The sequence below is a fragment of the Desulfovibrio fairfieldensis genome (assembly GCF_001553605.1).
Classification (GTDB): domain Bacteria; phylum Desulfobacterota; class Desulfovibrionia; order Desulfovibrionales; family Desulfovibrionaceae; genus Desulfovibrio; species Desulfovibrio fairfieldensis.
Window position 1 is genome coordinate 1,970,958 of the sequence record NZ_CP014229.1, and the last position, 21,907, is coordinate 1,992,864.

Consider the following 21,907-nt stretch of genomic DNA (forward strand, 5'->3'; position numbering starts at 1 on the left):
GCCATGTCCACCGTCAGTCTCGCCGCCCTGTTTGAAGCTCTGGACATCCCCTGCCGGGAGGCCCTGGAGCAGGCCGCCGTCAATTGCGCCGCGCGCGGCGGTTATGAAATCACCATTGACGATTATATGGAATGCCTGCTGCCGCTGGACGATATGCGGGACATTCTGGCCCAGTTTGAGCGCAATGCCGAAGTCCTGCGCGAAATTCTGGCCAAAAACCGCCCGCCCGCGGGCCGCCACACGGGCCGCCCGTCCTTTTCCCCCCTGCTCTACCACTTGTTGCAGGAAGCCTATCTGCTGACCACCCTTGAGCTGCGGCAGGAGAGCATCAACACGGGCGCGCTGGTGCTGGCCCTGCTGCGCAATCCCGTGCGTTACGGCGCGTTGCCCTTTTACAGGGAGCTCAAGGAAATATCCGCCGACGCCCTGCTCCGCCAGCTGGAAGGCCTGAACGAAGAGCGGCATCCCGCCGGACCGGAGCGGAACGAGGGCGAAGCCGGGGGCGGGGCTCTGGCCCAGTACGCCGTGGACTTCACCGAGGAAGCCCGCAACGGCAAGATCGACCCGGTTTTCGCGCGCGGCCCGGAAATCCGCCTGGTGGTGGACATTCTCGCCCGCCGCCGCAAGAACAATCCCATTCTGGTGGGCGATCCCGGCGTGGGCAAAACCGCCGTGGTGGAAGGACTGGCCCTGAAAATCGTGGAAGGCCACGTGCCCGACTCCCTCAAGGGCGTGCGCATCGTGGGCCTGGACATGGGCCGCCTTCAGGCCGGGGCCAGCGTTAAGGGCGAGTTCGAGCGCCGCCTCAAGGCGGTCATTGACGAGGTCAAATCCGCGCCAGTGCCCACGGTCCTCTTTATCGACGAAGCCCACACCCTGGTGGGATCCGGCAATACGCCGGGCAGCGGCGACGGGGCCAACCTGCTCAAGCCCGCCCTGGCGCGCGGCGAAATGCGCACCATCGCGGCCACCACCTGGAGCGAATACAAGAAATATTTTGAAAAGGACGCGGCCCTGGCCCGGCGCTTCCAGCCGGTCAAACTGGGCGAACCCTCCCTGGCGGACACGGTCACCATCCTGCGCGGCATTGTGCCGCATTATGAAAAGGCGCATCAGGTCTATGTGCGCGACGACGCCGTGATCCGCACGGCCGAGCTGGCGGGCCGCTACATCACCGGCCGCCGGTTGCCGGACAAGGCCATCGACGTGCTGGACACGGCCTGTGCCCGCGTGAAGGTCAGCTTGGGCGCCAAGCCTCCGGTCCTGGAAGCCCTGGAAGAAGAGCTGGCCACGTTGCGGCGCGAGCTGGACGCCCTGGAACGCGACCGCTGCAAGGGCGTGGCCGCGCGCTGTCCCGAGGACGGCGCAACCCGGCACGCCGCGTTGCAACAGCGTTGCGCCGAACTTGCGGCGCGCGCGGAGGCCCTGGAGGCGCAATGGCGGCGCGAACTGGATATGGTGGAAGCCATTCTGAAACAACGGGCCGTGGAGCACGCCGGCGAAGCCGCCGCGAATGAAGACGGCCAATCCGAAGCCGCCGCCCAGGCGCCGGAGACTGAAACCCGGACCGCCACGGAAGAGGACCAAAGCGTCAGCTCGGCCGTGCTCGGGGAAGAACTGCGTAAAATCCAGAACGGCGCTCCCCTGGTTTTTCACGAGGTCAGCCCGGAGCTGGTGACCGGCATCGTTTCCGAATGGACGGGCATTCCCTCGGGCAAGCTGGACGGCGCGGGCGACGCCGCGCTTTCGCATTTGGGCACAAACCTACGCGAGCGCATCAAGGGCCAGGATCAGGCTTTGGAAATCATTGAGAAAACCATCCTCTCCGCCCATGCCGGTCTGAACAGCCCCACCCAGCCCACGGGCATCTTCCTGCTGGTGGGCCCTTCGGGCGTGGGCAAGACGGAAACCGCCCTGGCCGTAGCCGACGCCCTCTTCGGCGGCGAACGCCTGCTGATCAGCATCAACATGTCGGAATTTCAGGAAAAACATACCATTTCACGGCTGATCGGTTCTCCTCCGGGCTATGTGGGCTACGGCGAAGGCGGCCGCCTCACCGAGGCGGTGCGCCGCCAGCCCTATTCCGCCGTGCTCTTCGATGAAGTGGAAAAGGCCCATCCCGACGTCCTGCATCTTTTTTACCAGATGTTCGACAAGGGCGTGCTGGCCGACGGCGAAGGACGCGAGGTGGACTTCCGCAATACATTGATCTTTCTGACTTCCAACCTGGGTAGCGATATTGTGGCCGCCCTCTGCGAGGAAGAGGAAAAGCCCGACATCGCGACCCTGTGCGCGGCCCTGCACCCGGTGCTGACCCAGGCGTTCCGCCCGGCCCTGCTGGGCCGCATGACCGTGGTGCCCTATGCCGCCATCAACAAGGACACGCTACGGGAGCTCACGGCCATGAAACTTGAGCACGTGGGCCGCCGCCTGATGGAGCGCCACCGCATCCCCCTGCTCTGGGACGAAGCCGTGGCCGACAATATCGCGGCCTCCTGCGACGCCGTGGACACGGGCGCGCGCAATATCGACCACATCATCAACGCCCATCTGCTGCCGGGCATCGCCGCCGCCCTGCTTTCCTCCCTGCTGGAGGAAAAAAACGCGCCGCGCGGCCTGCGCGTTTCCCTGGATGCATCCAACGGCGCTTTCAACTGCGCGCTGGAGGCCAGGCCGTGAATTCCGTAACCCAGCCCACGGAACCTCCGGCCGCCGCAACGGCATTGCGGGCCTGCGCCGATCTGGCCGAAACCGCCGTCTGCCTGGCGCGCCTGGCCGGAACCGCCGCCCAGGCTGATTTTTGCGGCGTCTTTCTGCTGGACTATACGGGCACGGAATTGCTGCTGCGCGCGGTGTGGCACGCTGGCGCGGGCGCAAGCGCGCCCCGCGGGCATTCCCTGCCGCTCGGCAGTCAGGATCCCGTCTGCTTTTCCCTGCAAACCGGAACGGAGTACACGGTGCGCGACGGCATGCAAAACGCCGCCTTTCCCTCTCTGGACCTGTTGCGCCCGCAAAAGGCCGCCGCCCGCCTCACGGCCCTGCCGCTGCCCGCCTGGAAAAATCGCTCCCTGGGCGGCCTGCTGCTGGGCTTTGGCCGGGACCGTGCCCCGGCGATTGATCCGCAGCCGCTCTGCGATCTGGGCGCGCTTCTGCTGGAAGCCCACCTTCAACGGCAAAAAGAGGATCTGCTGCTGCACAGCCTGAACGAGGATCTGTCGCGCCTGGAACAGGGCTCCCAATGCCTGCGCATCGTGGAATCCTTTTTTCTGGGCAAGAGCCCGGCGACTCTGCGGGTGCGCGAGCAGATCGCCAGAGCCGCGCCCACGGACGTGGCCGTGCTGATTACCGGCGAGACCGGCACCGGCAAGGAAGTGGCGGCCTCGGCCCTGCATGCGGCCAGCCGGCGCCGCGCGGCCCCTTTCATCAAGATCAACTGCGCGGCCCTGCCCGCGCATCTGCTGGAAAGCGAGCTTTTCGGCCACCGCAAGGGCGCGTTCAGCGGCGCGGACAGCGACAATCCCGGCCTGTTGCGCAGCGCCCACGGCGGCACCGTGCTGCTGGACGAAATCGGCGAAATGCCTTCCGAGCTCCAGGCCAAGCTGCTGCGCGTGCTCCAGGACCGCCAGGTGCGGCCCTTGGGCAGCTCCAAAACCTTTCCGGCGGACATCCGGATCATTGCCGCCACCAACAAAAGCATGCGCGAAGTCCTGGAGTCCGGCTCGTTCCGGTCTGACCTCTACCATCGCCTGGCCGGGCTGCACATCCACATACCGCCCCTGCGCGAACGGCCGGAAGACATTCCGCTGCTGGCCCAACATTTTCTGATTCAGATGCGCGGCACGCTGCGCCGTCCCGGCCTGAGCCTGACGCCCGAGAGCCTGCGCCTGCTCGGCGGCCTGGACTATCCGGGCAATGTGCGCCAGCTCTGCAACCGCATTCAGGCGGCGGCCGTGATGGCCGATCCCGCCGCCGACCGCCTGATGCCGGAGGCCTTCGCTCCCGTGGAATCCCCCGCCGCGGAAGAGGAGGACCTCCGGTCCGGCGGTCTGGCCCGGAGCCTGCGCCTGCTGGAGGAAAAGCTCATCAAGCGGGCCCTGGCGCGTTGCTCCGGCAATGTGACAGAGGCCGCCAGGGAACTGCATCTGCCGCGCAGCACGCTGGTTTCCAAGCTGAAAAAACTGGTCCCGCCCCACAATACGGAAGCCTCACGTCCTCAGCGGCGGCAACTGTCTCGTTCCGGAGCGCCCTATGGATATTATGTTTGAGATCGTCAGCAGGCAGAAATTCTCAGCCAATTTTCCCGTCTCGCACGTTTTCGGCGAGGCCGGGGGCTATATCGGCCGTTCGGAGGAATGCGAATGGGTTCTGCCGGACAGATCACGTGAAATTTCCCGCCAGCACGCGTTGATCACCTTTGAGGACGGCCACTTCTATCTCGAGGACGTCAGCGCCAACGGCGTCTTTCTCTCCCTGGCCCACGAACCCGTGGGCAAGGACAGCCGTCACCGCATCGAACACGGCGAGGGCTTCATCATCGGCGCGTACACGATCATGGCCCGCCTGCTGCACAACCCCGGCGCGTATGCCGGTTCTCCCGAAGATGTGGAAGATATCCTCAGCCGCCCCAAGGGCCTGTCCCTGAATCCCCTCACGGCCATGGAGCAGGAAGAAGAACTCGTGGCCCGCAAACGCATGGGCGAATACGACGACCTGCTCAGCGGCCGCCAGACCAGGGCGGTTCTGCCGGCGGACCACACGGATCCGCTTCTGGGCAGATTGCAGCCCATTGTGGCCGTGCCCGAGCAGGAGGAGTTGATCCCTGAAAACTGGGATGCCGAACCGGATAACGACGATGAAAGCGGCGAAGCCTGCCCACTCGGCGGCGAAACGGCTGCAGGCGCGCCACAGGCCGACTCTGAAACCCAGGCCGCCGCGGCGCCCCAAACAGCTCCGGAAAGCCGCTCCGTGCCGGTGCCGGAAACAGATGTTTTTTTCAAGGCCCTGGGTTTCGCCGAGCCGCCTTCCTCGCCCAAGGAGCGGGAACGCGTGCTGAAGCTGGCTGCGGAACTGCTGGCGGCCGCCGTGGACGGCATGACCAGCGCCCTGCACAACCGCGCCGAATGCAAGAACGAGCTGCGCCTTCCGGCCACCAGCACCGGCCTTGCGGTCAACAACAATCCCCTGAAGTTCAGCCCTTCGCCCGAAGCCGCTCTGGCGACGCTGCTGGGGCCGCCGCAAAAGGGCGTCATGCCTTCAGTGAAGGCCATGACCAACGGTTTTAATGATCTGCACCGCCACCACATGGGCCTGCTGGCCGGAGCGCGCGCCGCCAGCGCGGCGCTGCTGGACAAAATTTCGCCCCGTGCCGTGGAAAACCGCCTGGACATCAACGGCCCGGTGCGCCTGGGCCGGGCCACGCGCCTCTGGCAGACCTTCATCCGCATGCACCGCGCTCTGCGCGACGATCATGAAGGTATGGAAGCCCTGCTCTTGCAGGATTTCGCCCGCGCCTACGAAATGCAGGGCCGGACCCTCAACCCGCTGGGCGCGCGTCCCAAGCAAGGAGCACAACAATGAAAAAATTCGCACTGTTGTTGACGGCACTGACGGCGATCTGCGCACTGACGGCCTGCTCCGGCGGGCGCGCCCAACTGCTGGTAGCCAGCCAGGCCAATGTGAATCCGGATTTTTCGGGCCGCCCTTCGCCGGTGGTGGTCAAGGTCTATGAGCTGCGGCGCGGTCTGGCCTTCCGCCAGGCCGACTTCCAGAATCTCTTTGACCAGCCCATGCAGACGCTGGGCGCTGACATTCTGGCAGCGGACGAGCTGGTCTTCGTGCCCGGCGAGGCGCGCTCCATCACCTATCTGCCAGGTCCGGACGCGCGTTTTCTGGGCATTGTGGCCGGATTCCGGCAAATGGACCGCGCCCGCTGGCGCAGCCTGCGGCCCATCGACGCCGAGGGCAAGAACCTGATCGCCCTGGAACTCAACGACGCCAGCATCATCGTCATCCCCGAATCCAGAGCCAAGGGCTGGGACCCGGAAGAAGCCCTGAAACAACACGAACCCGAACCGGAGCCGGAACTCCCCGCCGCCCGCACGGCCGTCAGGACTGAGCCCTCGCCGGATCAGACCCTGACCAGCTACGAGGACGAAACCCCGCCGGCGCCGCCCAGGCCCGCGCCGGAGACGGACCCGGACGTACTGGAGCGGAACCGGCGCATGCCTTCCGAGGACATGGATGCCGCGCCCGGCATGTCCGAACCCGAGGAGACCCGAGCCGCCGTGAAGGCCGCCGGAACGTCCGACACGCGGCCCCGCTCCCGCCGGGCCGCGCCCGCGCCCTATGCCGTGCCGCCCATGAAGACGGCCCGCTGAGACGCGCGGCAGCCGTGTTGTATTCCGCCAAGGCCGTGAGGCCGGATAGTATCGCAGGAGAATAAGGCATGCTTCCTGAACGGGTTATCTGGACCGAGGGCATGGGCGTCAGCCCCGTGCATTTTCAGCAGCAGGACCGCCATGTGGACGCCCAGCTGCGCATGCGCGGGGCCATGCTCAAACCCCATGCCTGGGGTTTCACCGAATTCCTCATTGACGAGCAGTACCTCAACCTCGGCAAGGTGGTGCTCAGCAAGGCGGCGGGCATGCTGCCGGACGGCACGCTTTTCGAGATCGGGCACGGTCAGCCGCCCCTTTCCCTGGACATCGTGCCGGGGCTCACCGGCAAGCGGATCATGCTGGCCCTGCCCATGGCCGTGGAAGGCGGCGCGGAAACCAGGGACGAGGAAACCTCGGGGCTTTCCACCCGCTATATCCGCACGCCCCTGCGCATCCGCGACCACAATGCCTACAAGGAAAAGAACAGCAGCGAGACGGGCATCCTCTGCGGACGCTTCGACATGCGCCTGATGTTCGAGGAGGATTCGGATCTCAAGGGCTACGTGACCATGCCCGTGGCCCATGTGGTGGAGTGCCGCCAGGACAAGAGCGTGCTTCTGGACAAGGAGTTCATGCCCACCTTTCTGCACCTGGAGGGCTCGCCCACGCTCACGGGCTATCTGCGCGAGATCATCGGCCTGCTGACCCACCGGGCCGACCACATCGCCAATCGCGTGAGCAGCGCCGGGCAGACCGGCACCGCCGAACTGGGCGATTTCATGCTGTTGCAGTGCCTGAACCGCATGGAACCCCTGTTCCGGCATCTGGACAGGACGCCGGGCCTGCACCCCGAAGAATTTTACCGCCTGCTGCTGTCGCTGGCGGGCGAGCTGTCCACGTTTTCCGAGCGGGGCAAACGTCCCAACGACCTTGCGGACTATGACCACGGGGCCCAGTACCACTGTTTCCCCGCGCTCATGGAGCAGGCCCGCTACGCCCTGAGCATGGTGCTGGAGCAGCACGCCGTGCTCCTTTCTTTGCAGCAGCGCAAGAACAACGTCCAGCTGGCCCCGATCCACGACAAGAACCTGCTCAGCACGGCGCTCTTCGTCCTGGTGGCGCAGGCGGACATGGATCAGGAAAGCCTGCGCGCCCTGCTGCCCAAGCAGATCAAGATCGGCACGCCCGAAAACATCCGCGAACTGGTCAACACGCATCTGCCGGGCGTGAAAATACATCCCATGCCCGTGGCTCCCCGTCAGATCCCCTTCCACGCGGGAAAAAGCTATTTCCAGCTGGATTTCACCTCCCAGCAGCGGGCGCAGCTGGAAGCCTCCACCGGCTGCGCCCTGCACGTGTCAGGCACGTTCCCGGGGCTCATCCTGCAACTCTGGGCCATCAAGGAGTAAAGCATGCCGCAGCAAGCCGCCGCTACCGATCCGGACAAGACCGTGGTGCTTTTTACCGAGGAGCCGCGTTCCCAAAGCGCCGAACTGCCCTTCACGGCCGTGGCCGTGACCCCCGGCAAGCAGGCCCCGCGCCATGTGCCCTATCTGGCGCAGCAGACCTCCTTTGACGAATACACGCCGGGCCTCAACCCCCTGGTCAATGCGGCATCCCATCTGCTGCTGGAAATCGTGCGCCTGCGCGACGCGCGTGAAGCCGATCTGGAAGAACTGCGCATCCGCCTGGAAGCTGAAATCCGGGGCTTCAACGCCCAGGCCTCGGCTCTGGGCGTCAGCGAGGCCCAGGTCAATGCCGCGCAATACCTGCTCTGCACGGCTCTGGACGAGAGCGTCACCACCTCGGCCATTCCGGGCGCTCAGGGCGACTGGCAGCATCATTCCCTGCTCAGCACCTTTCACCAGGACACCTGGGGCGGCGAGATATTTTTCGACGTGCTCGGCCGCACCATGGAGCAGCCCGCCAGCAGGCTGTATCTGCTGGAACTGATTTACCTGCTGCTGAGTCTTGGCTTTGAAGGCAAATACCGTTTGCAGGACCGGGGCCCGCTGGCCCTGGAATCCCTGCGCGACCAGCTCTACAGGCAGATTCGCCTGCTGCGCGGCGAGCCCAGCCCGGATCTGGCCCAGAAAATCAGCGTGGAGCCGCACAAGAACAAAACCTACGCCTATGTGCCGCTCTGGCTCATCGGGGCCGTGCTGGTCTTCGGCATTGCCGTCATTTTCTGGGGCTTCTCCCATACGCTGAACGGCAAGGCGGAACCCCTGCTCAGCCAGTTCGCCCGGCATGCCCCGGTTTCCGCACCCCTTGCGCCCGACGCGCCCGCGCCGGCCGCTACGGGGGATGCCACGGCGCAAACGGAGACGGCTCCGGCCGCCGTTGAGGACAATGCCGCCGTTCCCACCCCGGCCGCGTCCCATGCGCCTGTTACGCCCGCCTCGGAGGTCCGCCCATGATCGCCCGCTTTTTCCGCAGCCTTCTGCACGCGCTCAAAACCCCGTGGGTGCTCGCCCTGGGCCTTGTCCTGCTGCTCATCCTGCTGGTCTGGCTGCTGGGACCGCTGGTGGCCGTGGCGGGATATGTTCCCCTGGAAGGAGTTATTGCCCGCCTGGTCGCCACGGTGCTGCTTATTTTCTGCTGGGGGCTCTTTGTGGCTCTTTCAGCCTCGCGCCGCCGCAGGAAGGAGCTTGCCGATCCCGACGCGGCCCGGGCCCACGAACAGGCTGAAGAGCACAAGATGCAGCTGCGCGACGAGCTGCGCCACGTCAGGGAACGCCTGAAGACCGCCGTCAAAACCGTCACCACTTCCAATTTTTATGGTCCCAAGGGCCGTTCACGCTACGCCCTGCCCTGGTATCTGCTGCTGGGCAGCGGCAACTGCGGCAAAACTTCGGTGTTGCTCAATTCCGGCCTCAAGTTCCCGCTCAACGAGCAGGCGGACAGGCACCTCTATCAGCTCAGAGCCACGGAGCACTGCGACGTGCTCTACAGCAACGAGGCCCTGTTTGTGGACACGCCGGGGGCCTATACCGAAAGCCGCCCGGATTCTCCGGCCCACAAGGTCTGGACCGCCCTGTTGCGCGCCCTGTTCAAAGTGCGCCCGGCCAGGCCCCTCAACGGAATCATCGTCTGCGTGAGCATGCGCGACATCATCGACAACGACGCGCCCCGGCGCGAACATCTGGCCCGCACCATCCGCCAGCGGCTCAGCGAAGCCCTCAAGCGCCTGCGCACCTATGTGCCGGTCTACCTTGTCTTTACCAAGTGCGACGCCGTGCCGGGCTTCGCGCAGTTTTTCGCCCATCTCTCCCGTGCCGAACGGGAGCAGATCTTCGGCTGCCCGGCCAAGTCCGATGTCATGGAAGCGGGCAGCGTGCGCTCGGAACTCAAGGATCTCATGCAGACCCTCAACGCCCAGATCGTGACCAAAATCCATCAGGAACGGGACGTCCCCTCGCGCGGCGAAATGTTCCGCTTTCCGCAAGAACTGGCGGCCCTGGGTTCGCGCATGGAGGAGTTCATCACCGAGGCCTTCGGTCCCTCGCGTTATCACCGTCCGGTCATGTTCCGGGGATTTTTCTTTTCCAGCGCGCTTTCGGCCCAGGACATCGTGGCCGCCACGGCTCGGGAAGGAGAACTGAGCTACCAGACCGGCTTTAACGCCACGGTGGGCGACTACGCCAAGGGTTTTTTCCTGCTGCGCCTGCTGGAAGGCCTGATCATTCCCGAAGCGCGCCTGGCCAATGCCGACAAGGAACACATCTGGGCTCTGCGCCTGCGCCGCTATGGGCTGCAGGCGGCAGCGGCGGCGCTCTTTCTGCTGGCCGGAACCTTTCTCGGGGTGAGTTTCATCAACAATTACTCGCGGGTGGAAACCCTGGACGCGGCCTATGCCGGATTTTCCGGAGCGCAGAAAAAGGCCCCTCTGGTCAACGAGTCCCGCACGCCCCTGCCGGAGCTGAATATTATCGAGAAGGCCACCTTCGTCTATGACCCGGAGGAGGATTCAGCCATCGGCTACGGCCTCGGCCTTTACCAGGGGCGCGTTTTCCGGAAATCCACGCAAGAGGCCTACCTGGGCACGCTCAACGCGCGGCTCATGCCGCCGGTGCGCCAGGCTGCGGCCCGGCGCGTGGAAGCGGCCCTGAACAATCCCATGGAACTCAAAAACGCGCTCAGGGCTTATCTCATGCTCTGCCAGCCCAAACACATCAACCGTAAATTCCTTGATCCCTGGCTGGCCAATGTCTGGGCCGGGGACTATTCCGGCCAGGCCCCGGTACAGGCGGATCTGCGCCGCCATATGGACTATCTTCTGGCGCACGGCATCACGCCCGCCGAGCCCGACGCGGAGCTGGTGGACCGGGCCCGCAAGGCCCTGCTGCGCATTCCTCTGGCGGAACTGGCCTACCAGCGCCTGCGCGAGGAAGCCGGGGAAAGCGGCAAACCGCCCTTCACCTTCCGCGCGGCCATCGGCCAGTCGCCTTTCAACGGCGACACCCAGCCCGTGGACTATCTGTACACGCGCCAGGGCTACGAGGAATACCTCATCCGCCGCTGCCCGGTCATCATCCGCAATCTGACGGGCGAAACCTGGATTTTCGGCGCTAATCCCATCCTGCTCAGCGCCCTGGACATGAACAACGTCTACAAGGAAGTGCGCACCATGTACTTCCGCGATTATACCAGTTCCTGGAGCCAGGCCCTCAAAAACCTGAGCGTGCGCATGCCCGCCAGCATGGCCGACGCCCGCAAGCTGGCCGAGGAGCTCACGCCCGGCATGCCCCCGGCCGTGCTGGCGCTGCGGGAGGTACGCGCCAACACCCGGCTGATCATGGAAAACGTGGAGCCCGGAGCCGTGCAGGCCGCCGCGCAGGAGGAAGGCAAGCGCAAGCTGCAACAGAAGCTGGCCTCCAAGACCGGCGGCAAGATGGCCCGCGCCCTGACAGAACAGGCGGCCAAGAGCGCCGAGGAGCTGCATCGCGACGTCCTGGAGGCGGCCCAGCGCGACGCCCAGGCCGTGCGGCAGTATTTTGTGCCCCTGGACAGCCTGCTGGACGAACAGGGCAATCCCGGCCCGGCGCTGCGGGCCGTGCAGGACGCCATGACCGGAGCCGGGGAATACTTCGCCGGGATCATTTCCAGCGACCAGGGCGAACAGCGCGTGCTGCACGCCTTGCTGGATCTGGCCGACGAGAAAAACGACACCCTGCGCAGCCTGGAAAGCGCCGTGGGCCGTCTGCCCGCGCCGGTGCGCGGCTGGTACGCCACCGTGGCCGCTGGCGGTCTGCGCGACATGCTCAACAGGGGCGCGCGCAGCATTAACCAAGCCTACCAGGAACGGGTCATCGCCCTTTACGACAAGAATCTGAACGCCCGCTATCCCTTTGATCCAGGCGCGTCCAGAGACGCCAACCTGGACGATTTCGCCGCCTTCTTCCGCAGCGGCGGCGTGCTGGACAACTTCCACGAAACCTATCTGCGGCCCTTCATCACCCGCACGGGCACCCTGCGCCCCATCATGGGCCGGTACATGCCGCTTTCCAGTCAGGCGGTGATCAACCTGCAAAAGGCCAACCGGGTGCAGGAAGCCTTCTTCATGTCCGGCAGGGAGCTGGGCATCACCTTCCTTATGGAACCCCACGCCCTGGACGCCACGCTCAAGCAGGTCAATCTGCGCGCGGCCGGCAGGCATCTGAGCTACATGCACGGCCCGGTGCAGGGGGCCTCGTTTACCTGGCCCTCGGACAGCGCGTCCCAGGCCATGCTGGAAACCATAGACCTGCACGGCATCAGCAGCCAGACCACAACCCGAGGCGAATGGGCCCTGTTCCGCCTGCTGCGCGGCGGCGGCATCAAGCGCCAGGAGGGCAACACCTGCCTCATCGAAGTGCAGCAGCAGGGCAAGTGGGCCCAGTTCCTGATCCAGTTCAGAAACAAGATGAATCCCTTTGATCCCAGGGTCTGCACGTTCAACCTGCCGCAATCCCTGCTATAAAACCTTGTTACATGAGCCCCCGGCGGAGGTTTTCCTCCGCCGGGGCCGGACAGGACATGAGGAACTTTGCCGCGCGCTTCAGACCGGCCCGCCGGGCCGTCCCCCGAACGCCCCAGCACGCGGGCCGCGCGCGCTTCTTCCTGCTTGCCGTCTGCCTCTGTCTCGCGGCCTGCCGGGCCCACGGCCCGTCTCTTGATCCTGATCTGCCCCAGACCCGTGTGGCCTCCATGAGCCGGGTGCTCATTCCGGCCAACGGCGGCCGGACCATCCATGTGCCGCGCTTCATGGGGGACGCCCACGCCCTGTGGAGCCCGCTGCGCCGCACGGAGCGGGCCGCCGTGGTGGATTACGCGTCCCTGAGCGCGGAGGTCCGGCTGGATGTCTGGACCCCGCACGCCGAGGAAACCACGGTGCGCCGCTATCTGCACCGGCTGCTGGAAGAACGGCGGAGCACCACGGATCATGTGCTGCGCCGGGCGCGGCGCTATCTGCCCGTGGCTCTTGAAGGCATGCAACGGCAGGGCCTGCCCGCCGAACTGGCCTGCCTGCCCCTGGTGGAAAGCGCTTTTGAGCCGCGCTGCGTCTCCTCGGCGGGCGCGGCGGGGCTGTGGCAACTGATGCCGCAGACGGCCCGGCGTTTCGGGCTTACGGTGAGCAAAGAAAAGGACGAGCGTTTCGACGTGGAAAAATCCACCGTTGCGGCCGCCCGTTATCTGGCCTACCTCCATGGACTTTTCCGTGACTGGCCCCTGGCCCTGGCCGCGTATAACTGCGGCGAGGGCGCCATGCAAAAGGCCGTGCGCCGTTACGGCGACAGCCTTGAGGAAATCACCCGCAAATGCCGGAACGACGACCCGGCCGCCCAGGCCCTGCGGGAAGAGACATTGCGCTTTGTGCCGCAATTCGCGGCGGCCGTGCTGGTTCTGGGCAAAAGCCCCGAACTGGGCCTGAATGAAAAAACCTTTCTGCCCCTGCAAGCGGCCGGAGCAGCGCCCATGGGAAAAAGCATCAAAAAGGACACGCGAGGAGACAGAGCACGCAACAGGCCGGAAAACCGCCGCCTGGCCATGCAAGGCAGCTACGACGCCCCTGCCGGGACGCCGCGGGCCCTGCCCCGCATATCCCGCATACCCTGACCATGCCCGGCCTGAGTATGCGGCATAATTTATAGTTTATTAAATATGGATATCGCCATGACCCAGATGCCTGCCGCCAACGCCTCCTGGTTCAACTTCACCGCCCAGAGCGGCGACTTCGGCGTGTACGCCTTCTCGGGCTTTGAGGAGGTCTGCAAGCCGTATGAGTTCAGCATTGAGCTGGTCAGCCGCTCGGCCAACGTGGACCTTACCGCCCTGCTGGGCACCCCGGCCTGCCTTTCCATTGCCGACCGCAGCGGCGGCGAGCGCCTGGTCCACGGCCTGATCCGGGAGATGGAGCAACTCCACACCGCCAACCGTTTCACCCACTACCGCTGCTCCCTGGTGCCGCGCCTCTGGTTTCTGGGCCAGATCCGCGACCACCGCATCTTCCAGAATCTCTCAGTGGTGGAAATCATCCAGCAAATCCTCAAGGAACAGGGCTTCACCGGCGATGCCGCTTCCTTCAAGCTCTGCTATGCCTACGAGCCGCGCGAATACTGCGTGCAGTACGGCGAAACGGACCTGCACTTCATTACCCGCCTGTGCGAGGAAGAAGGCATTTATTTCTACTTTGAGCACAAGGCCGATGCCCATTGCCTCTGCCTCTGCGACCGCGAGGGCGGCCCCAAAATCCCCGGCCAGAGCGATCTGCGCTTTTTCCCCGGCTCGGGCCAGCGCCCGGATACGGCGGTCATCAACCGCCTGGCCCTGCACGAAAGCGTCAACAGCAATGCCGCCGCCTACCGCGAATGGAACTTCCGGAAGCCCCGCCTGGACCTGGAAGTCAGCGACCACGAAAGCGAACAGGACAAGGCTCCGGCTCCGCCCGGCATGTTGCTGGAACAGTATGCCTACCCGCATCTCTACCAGTTGCGCAAACCCGGCGAGCGCTACGCCAAGCTCCGGTTGTCGCGCCAGTTGACCTTCCGGCAGTGGATCGACTGCACTTCGGACGTGGCCCGTTTTCTGCCCAGCTATGTTTTCAGCATTGACGATCACCCGCGCGAGGCCCTTAACGCGCGCTGGTGGGTGGTGGCCGTGCGCCACGAAGGGCGGCAGCCCGGCGTGCTGGAGCACGAGGCCCCGGACGGGCGCGGCCTGCACTATGCCTCGCGGGTCACGGCCATTCCGGAGATGACCCGTTTTATCCCGGCCCCGGAACATCCCAAAAACCTGATTCTCGACAAGCAGACGGCCCATGTCACCGGCCCCAAGGGCGAGGAAATCCATCCGGACAAGTACGGCCGCGTGAAGGTGCAGTTTCACTGGGACCGCGAAGGCCAGTACAATGAAAAGACCTCCTGTTGGGTCCGCGCTTCTCAGGAATGGGCGGGCGGCAAATACGGCACCATGGCTATCCCGCGCATCGGCCACGAGGTCGTGGTCTCTTTTCTGGAAGGCGACCCGGACCGCCCCTTGATCACGGGCCGCGTCTACCATGAGCTGAACATGCCGCCCTACGAGCTGCCCGCGCACAAGACGCGCACGGTGTTCAAATCCATGAGCACGCCGGGAGCCGAAGGCGAGGCGCGCGGCTTCAACGAATTTCGGGTGGAGGACAAAAAAGGCCGGGAAGAAATCTACGCGCATGCGGAAAAGGACGTGAACGCCCACGTCAAGAACGACTGGAAAGAGCACATCCTGCACGACCGGCACCGCACCGTGGACAACTTCACCTACGCCCTGACCAGGGGCGAAACCCACGAAACGCTCAAACAGCCGCGCAAAACCGAGCTGTTTGCCAACGACAACCGCACCGTGCATGCGGACAGCCATACTCAAGTGGACGGCAAATGGCTGGGCAAGGCCGGTACGGAAATCCATCTGGAGGGCGGCCTCAAGATCGTCCTGGAGGCCGGGGCCGAGCTGACCCTCAAGGCCGGAGGAAGCTGGCTGACCATCAACGGCGCGGGCGTCAGCGCGGACGGCGCGGCCGTCTGCCTCAACTCCGGCGGCGGCCCTGGCGACGGCACGCCCGCAGACCCCCTGCTGCCGGAAGGGAGCGTAGTGCCGGATGTGCCGCCACCGCCCAAAGCAGGGTGCCTTGGCGTCGCGGCACAGAATAAAAAGGCGCTTTGCCTGCAAGGAGAATGACAAATGCACCTGCGGGTCGCCCCTCATTACCTGGAAAACTACCTAGCCGATGCGTGCAAAGAAGACCGGCTCGTCTATGCCGTGCTTGATCCGGCAACTTGGCCGGATCTTCATTTCTTTCTTGAGCAAAGTGATCTGCAATCGTTGCATTTAGCAAAAGGGGCACTCACGCCGGAGCATTATAATATATTGCCGCGTGTCGTCCTTTTGCGGCCATGCAACGCGGCATTGAGGCAGGTGTCGGAAAATCTGCCATCCTCAGGCATTCTCGTCACCACTCAAAAGAACATGGATTTATGCACTCTCACCGCGCATCTCTGGGATATTGCCCAGGTGCGCTTGAGTAGTGGTGAAGCCGCCTGGTTGCGCTATTATGAGCCCTATGTCCTGCATGAATGCATGCGCGCATTCAATGCGGAGCAAAAAGTCATCCTGTTCGGAAAAAATATTACGGGCTTTGCGGCCCTTGATTACCGCAATCTTGAATTGCGTAAGTATCACAGGCCGGAGAGGGGCGTGCCGGTCTCGCCGCCTTTGCGCATCGCCCACGAACAGATTGAAGAATTCGATGCCGCCCATCTGCGTCTGTTTATATTTGAGCTTGCGGCATATCTCGCCTCAGAGCACCGCCCCGCGATGCCGGATGAGGATTTTCCAGACTTTGAAGCTCACGTGGCCCAAACCGTGGAGACAGCGCAACAATTCGGTTTTTTGAGCAATAACAGCATCAGGCGCTTTGCGGAGCTGGCCATCGCGTCCACCTGGAGCTTCCACGTAGACGCCCCCGCCCGCCATGTGCTGGAGCGCGCCGACCTGTCGCCCGAAGCAAAAATCAAGGCTCTTGAGCAGGCCGTGAACAACAGGAGGCCCCCCTATGCCGTCTAGTTGTCCCCCCTTTTTAGCCGCTGACGGAAAAGCGGGAGAGTCATCCCATTCGTGCAAATATATCAAGCTGGTGCTGGCCCGTTTTGCCCTCGCCAGCACATGCTCACCTCCGCTTATGAGCGACCTGCTCTCACGGCTGAATCAAGCATATTTCCCCGACCTTTCTCCTTATGTCTATACCCTGCGCTTACCGCGTGACGGGCATCTCTATGCGCTGACGAAAAAAGGCGGTGAGATGGATTCCTTCAGTTGCGACAACAATAAAATTAACGGCAAACCCTATTTTGAAGTGAATGAGGACGTCAAAAATTTCTGGATTGTTTTTTCAGAGGCGGAATGGCAGGACGATATCATAAAAAAAGCGCAAACCGATCCGGATGCCTGGATGCAGCACATCACCTTGGAAAAGGGCTCGCCCTACACGGCCGAGCCCGGCGACGCGGATATGCTCATTGAGGAATACCGGGAAAAGACCGGCCATCTCATGTCCATACGCGGGCTTGAGGGCTCGCTCAGAAACTATCTGGAAACGGAGCGGGAATATACCACGCCGCTCTATCCCAGCGATGATCCTGAGAGTCCGCACCTTGTCCGGCGCTGGCTTGATTCGGATGAGCCTTTCCTAGCGCCGGGCAAAAAAGCGCGTCTTGAAAAGCTTGCGTCCATCAAAAAGGATGCTCGCTTCATCGTGGCCCTGCACGATCCCATGGGCATTTCCTACGACTTCGGCAAACTGAACCAGGTCAGCGTGCAGACCAAAGCCGCCTACAACGCCTGGTTCGAATATCCCGCCAGTATCGCTTCCTATGTGAGCACGCTGGAAAAAAATGCCGGCAAGCCCTTAAGCGCAAGTGAAAGCCCTTGGAAACCGGACTGGCAGAGTAAAATCTATGTCTGCAAGGCCCGACATTATTACAACGAGGAAGAAGTTTGCCCCGAGCCGGTTGAGCTGCCGCCCGGCGGCTCCGCCACGGAGCGTTTCGCCCTCCGCAGGGCGCTCGGCAAGGATCCGGCAACAGGAGAGCCCGTTATGGGCTGGTGGATCGTGCGCGAAATCTATGACCCGGAAAATTCCTGGGCTCCCATGACCCTTCGTAAAAATTCCATGCAGGCTTTTCTGTTCCAACGCAAAAAGGCGGGCGAGGCTTTTGGCAAGGGCTTTGAAATAGTTATGCGCAGCTGGAAAATCTGGCTTTCCAACAGCCAGCCCTGGGGATTCGCCCATCCCTTTAGCTTTTACTCCCCGCAATCCGAGAAAGCTCTTGCCAATCGCGAACAAGCTCTTGCCAAATGCCTGAACAGTATGACTGCCACAGCCCAAGGGCGGGAACTGGCTGTTGCGGACATTCTGGAAAAACAGTCTGCGCCGGTGGCCGACGTGTTCTGGGACGCGGCCAAGGGCGGCGCGCTGGAAATCAAACTTACAGAACACACGGCTGCTATCATCCATGCCCTCAACGACGCCCTCTCAGTCTTGTATTCAAAGAATGAAGGTCAATTTAAGGCTCTTATTGCGCTTTATAAGAAACGGCTGGAAAAAGATACGAAACTGCCAAGCAGTTGGCGGGTGCCCATGCCCGCCGCTCTTTATTACGTGGTTGAATCCGAGCTCAGCGGGATGGAAAAAACATCTCAGGCCGGGCAGGGCAGTCAGTCCACATCCAGAAGAAGCGCCCAACCGGACGCCCTGCCACAGCCGACCGTTCTTGATCATCTGGTTTTCTCCAACAATACAATGCAGAAAAGTGCGAACCTGCTGAACGCCGTGTGCGAACCGGAACTTATACAACTTTTCTACAATATGCGCCATAGTGCAGCCATGGGAGACACCATCCCGACTGTGGAAAAATTTCTTACCGCCTTGGCGCCCGCTCTGGCTCACATCAACCTGGGCGTCGCCCTGCTCCAATGGCAAGCGGAACCTTCCCTGTACAATACGCTTGGCCTTCTGCGCGCCGGTGGGGATGTGCTGGCTCTGCTCAAACATGGCGATCAGCTGCTGGCCGAAGCCCGTAATCTGGCAAAAACGCTGGGGCTGGGTGCGAAAGCTCTGGAAGGAGGCTGGCGTATCAAGATGCGAGGCGCGGTAGTTCTGGATGTTACCATTGACAGCGTCAACATGGTGGATCTGATCCGTAAGGATCAAGTTGAAGCCGCTGTGGCTCAAGGCTCGGTTATCGCAGCCTATGGCGTGACTGCGGTGGTTCTGGGGCCGGGCGCTGTCGGCGTCGCGGCTGTCTCTGCCATACAGCTTATCGGCTTTTATGCGGTGGAATCATTGAAAAAAAGTGAAGCACAACAGTGGGTGGATGCTTCCTACTGGGGGGTGGACTATAAAGAAAAGCATCCCGCCCGTCCCATCAGGGACAATTATCCGCGGATTTCCTATAAGGAGCATTATGAAAAGCTGACGGAACCTCCTAATGAGGAAAACCGCCATCCTGTGTTGGACGCCGATATCAGGGCCGAGGGAATGGAACAACAGATGCTTTGGGTCAGGCGTTTGTGCGCCCCCAGGCTAAAGGCGGTCTCCTTCAGCCGGATCACCTACCTCCGTCTCTCCAGCAGGCAGTTTCTCCCAGGCCAAAGCCGCCATGTCATACAAGTGGCGGTCAACGGCGTGCCCATCTGGGATACCATATATCCGGAACCTGGCGTGGGCTATGCACAGTCTTCGGCGCCCTATGAAGCAAGAGGAAGGGTTGCCCCACCGGCTGAAGAATATCCGGAACCCGGCGTAGGTTACCCGGTGCCCGCGTCTGTTCCCGCAGTGGGGGGACGGTTAATTCCTCCGCCCGCTCCATCCCTGGTGCTTGTGCCCTGGTGGCCCCGCTACGATTCTAAAACCGGGGAACTCTGCTGGGAAGCCGTCCTGGACAATCAGGCCCTCAAAGCAATGGCCGCGCCGAAGATCTCTATTTTCGGCAAAGAAAGTCATGTCCTGACCGCGCATGCCGTGTACAACTATAATGCGGCAATCTCCTGCGATCCTCTGGGAACGATGTGCGAAATCGGCGAGCTTTTCAACGGCGACAAGGAGCAGCAGGCGGACGCCACGGCCAGAATAAAGGAACTCGTCAAGGAAGACCCTTCCTATAATCTCGATCCCCATTGGCTCCGCCGCCGTCATTAAAGGAGAACAGCATGCGGTTCTCCCACGGCTTCATTGTCCTGTTGTGTCTTTTCATCCTGGCCCTCCCCGTTCAGGCGGGCTCGGAAGATTTCCGGCCTGTCCACGGTCTGGTCAAAACTCCAGATTTCCCTAAAACTGCCAGTTATAGGTGGCACACGCCACCGATTCCCAGAGAAATCAACGTCACTCCTCTGGTGGTGGAAGACCCGGACTGGTACTATCTGCCGCGCGGTCAGCGCCCCAGACTTTCCTACGCCGGGCGCTGGGGCGGCAGTTCCTATCCCGACATTCTGGAAGAAGCCCTCAGGGGCAATCCCCTGGCCATGGCCGACCTGATCATCCAGACCCAGTACGCGCCGGACCGGCTGGCCGCCGCCTTGCCGCACTTTCCGCCCCCCATGCACACAAAGAAATACTGGCTGGACTGGGCGGCCCGCTATACCTCGCCGGGCTGGATCTACGCCCGCCTGTCCCTTTACGACGAGGGCATCGGCGCAACTAGAAGAGCACTGGGCACAGGGGCCAAACTCGGGGACCCCAAATCCATGTACGAATGGGTCACAGGTTGGCCCGTTGCTGGGGAAGTTCTATGGCTGATAGTGGCAGCCGACGCGGGTTCAGGACCGGCCGCGTATTGGGTTTCCCGCTGGTACCGCCTCGGTGGAAAAAACAGCGGCTATGAAATCAGTAAAAATATAGCCAAGGGCAAGAAATACCTGGCCATTGCCATGCAACGCGGCTATTCCGAAGCCTTTGCCGACGCGGCCTACGATGTGCTGACCGGTCTTCAGGGAACGCCCATCAACCAGGAGCAGGCCTATGTTTACACGTATATCTGGCTGGCCCTGCGCAAAACAGAAAATGGCCTCTTGCTCATTGAGCGGGATTTGCCCGACATGCCCACTGTGCGCATGGTCAATGTCCGTAGATGCGCGCTCAATGCAAGACGGGATATTGGCATGGTCCGCAATCTGACGCCGGAAGAAAAAACTGAGGAAGTTGCGCGAAAGCTACAAGTTTGGGCCCTGCCCGAACTCTCTGAAGAGACCACCGCCCGCGCCAAACGGCAGGCTCAAGATTGGCTACTGCGCTATAAGGCCGAGCGCGAAGCGGAGTTGCGCCCGGAACGTGAACGCCGCGCCAAGCTCACCGAACAATTGCGCAAGGAGTGCGTCCCGGCACTGGAATATCTCGCAAAAAGAAAAATCCCCTTCAGCAGCGGGCAGATCAATCCTCAAAAGCCCTATGAAGCACGAGGGCGAGTTATCCGTTAAAGAGGGCAAGAGACAGGAGTACTAGGGCCACCACATCTTTTCCGTCATCGTCAGATATCCTCCAGAGTTACGATAGGAGGAGGTGTGACGCGCTGTGGCCACTGTCTGTTGTGGAACAGAGCCACGCCTAGGCAATGCCCCACGAATTACCGTCTCCCACCATAATCCGCATCCCGCGCCCTGCGGCTTGCGCCGCTGTCTCCTCCACTGTGCCTCTCCCACTCCATCCCCTTCCCCGCAAAGGCCCGGCAGGCGGGCTTTCAGTTCAATATAATAGATAATCTTATAAAATTTCAAAAATAGACTTGCAACTAAAAATGAAAAGCGTTATTTTAAAGTCAATACAAATAGTTGTAAACAATTACAGCGATCAATTGGCTTTTTATTTGCTTTCAGGCGGTTCGCGACCGGCACGGCTCAGAGTCAGGGCAATGACTTTTGAACGGTTTCGGCACGCGTTTCCAGTCGGCCGTATCTTGCGACGGAGGCGCACAAGGGCGTTATCAGGCATCTTGCAAAAGCGTGGAAGGCGGTCCTGCCTGAAAACGGGCCCTGCGGGGAAGACGCCCGTTTTCTCCCGGAGTTCGAGGCGTTGCGAAATGAATCTGTACATGCTTCTGCTTGTCGCCGCACTGCTCCGGGTTCTGTCCGGTTACCAGCGAAAACATCAGATAGCACGGTCACTCTGGACTATATCCGCTTTAAAAATAACGAACACCGTCGGCATGCGCCTGGAGGAAGTTATTACGCCAGCCAGACGCTCCTGATGCACAGTCCCATGGCGTTTGGTTAGTTGTTGCGAACCTGAAGGTACTTTCCTGCGGCATGCCTCGGGCGTTTGGGGCGGCGGAGGATGAAGGCAGAGAAACAGCACGGCAAGGCAATGTTCCATCGCGGCGGCATTTCGCAAGACCTCAGCAAAATTGCCAGGCAGCGGCCAACGGAACACAGGCCCCGGCTTTTATTCTGGTCCGTGTACGCTCTCTCCGCAAGCGTTTGGGCTGCTCTTGCCGCTTCCCCCCTCAAACCGCCCTGGCATAAAT

The 21,907-nt window shown here is 62.4% G+C and carries 12 protein-coding genes; all 12 read left to right on the forward strand.

Translation table 11 applies throughout. The annotated features are described in order from the left end of the window. Positions 1-3: 3 nt before the first annotated feature. Positions 4-2,679, forward strand: coding sequence for a type VI secretion system ATPase TssH (gene tssH, locus AXF13_RS08440; RefSeq protein ID WP_062252560.1), 2,676 nt, complete (start codon positions 4-6; stop codon positions 2,677-2,679). After that, the gene (locus tag AXF13_RS08445; protein WP_062252562.1) at positions 2,676-4,265 is read left to right on the forward strand and encodes a sigma-54 interaction domain-containing protein; all 1,590 of its coding nucleotides are present in this window, start codon (positions 2,676-2,678) and stop codon (positions 4,263-4,265) included. Before tssH ends, AXF13_RS08445 begins: the two co-directional genes overlap by 4 nt. Then, entirely contained in the window at positions 4,249-5,577 is a 1,329-nt protein-coding gene (tagH, locus tag AXF13_RS08450) for a type VI secretion system-associated FHA domain protein TagH (RefSeq protein WP_062252564.1), read from the forward strand. The genes AXF13_RS08445 and tagH overlap by 17 nt, the downstream gene beginning before the upstream one ends. Further along, positions 5,574-6,377, forward strand: a complete 804-nt coding sequence (gene tssJ / locus AXF13_RS08455) for a type VI secretion system lipoprotein TssJ (RefSeq protein WP_062252566.1) — start codon at positions 5,574-5,576, stop codon at positions 6,375-6,377. Before tagH ends, tssJ begins: the two co-directional genes overlap by 4 nt. A gap of 68 nt (positions 6,378-6,445) precedes the next feature. Beyond that, positions 6,446-7,786 (forward strand): type VI secretion system baseplate subunit TssK, encoded by a 1,341-nt coding sequence (gene tssK, locus AXF13_RS08460; protein ID WP_062252568.1) that lies wholly within the window; start codon positions 6,446-6,448, stop codon positions 7,784-7,786. Positions 7,787-7,789: 3 nt separating this feature from the next. After that, positions 7,790-8,797: a type IVB secretion system protein IcmH/DotU gene (gene icmH / locus AXF13_RS08465; RefSeq protein WP_062252570.1), complete on the forward strand. Its 1,008-nt coding sequence runs from the start codon at positions 7,790-7,792 to the stop codon at positions 8,795-8,797. Continuing rightward, the gene (gene tssM, locus AXF13_RS08470; protein ID WP_062252572.1) at positions 8,794-12,339 is read left to right on the forward strand and encodes a type VI secretion system membrane subunit TssM; all 3,546 of its coding nucleotides are present in this window, start codon (positions 8,794-8,796) and stop codon (positions 12,337-12,339) included. Before icmH ends, tssM begins: the two co-directional genes overlap by 4 nt. Before the next feature lie 56 nt (positions 12,340-12,395). Beyond that, entirely contained in the window at positions 12,396-13,475 is a 1,080-nt protein-coding gene (locus AXF13_RS08475) for a lytic transglycosylase domain-containing protein (RefSeq protein WP_062252574.1), read from the forward strand. 57 nt (positions 13,476-13,532) lie between these two features. Next, a complete protein-coding gene (locus tag AXF13_RS08480) occupies positions 13,533-15,572 on the forward strand; it encodes a type VI secretion system Vgr family protein (RefSeq protein WP_223299884.1) in 2,040 nt (679 codons plus the stop codon). A 3-nt stretch (positions 15,573-15,575) separates the two neighbouring features. Next, positions 15,576-16,457 carry a DUF4123 domain-containing protein gene (locus tag AXF13_RS08485; protein WP_062252576.1) on the forward strand — a complete coding sequence of 294 codons (882 nt, stop codon included), beginning with the start codon at positions 15,576-15,578 and terminating at the stop codon, positions 16,455-16,457. 235 nt (positions 16,458-16,692) lie between these two features. Next, the gene (locus AXF13_RS08490; RefSeq protein ID WP_062252578.1) at positions 16,693-19,590 is read left to right on the forward strand and encodes a hypothetical protein; all 2,898 of its coding nucleotides are present in this window, start codon (positions 16,693-16,695) and stop codon (positions 19,588-19,590) included. Between the two features lie 11 nt (positions 19,591-19,601). Continuing rightward, on the forward strand, positions 19,602-20,864 hold the full coding sequence (locus tag AXF13_RS08495) for an SEL1-like repeat protein (protein ID WP_062252580.1): 1,263 nt from the start codon (positions 19,602-19,604) through the stop codon (positions 20,862-20,864). Positions 20,865-21,907: the final 1,043 nt, after the last annotated feature.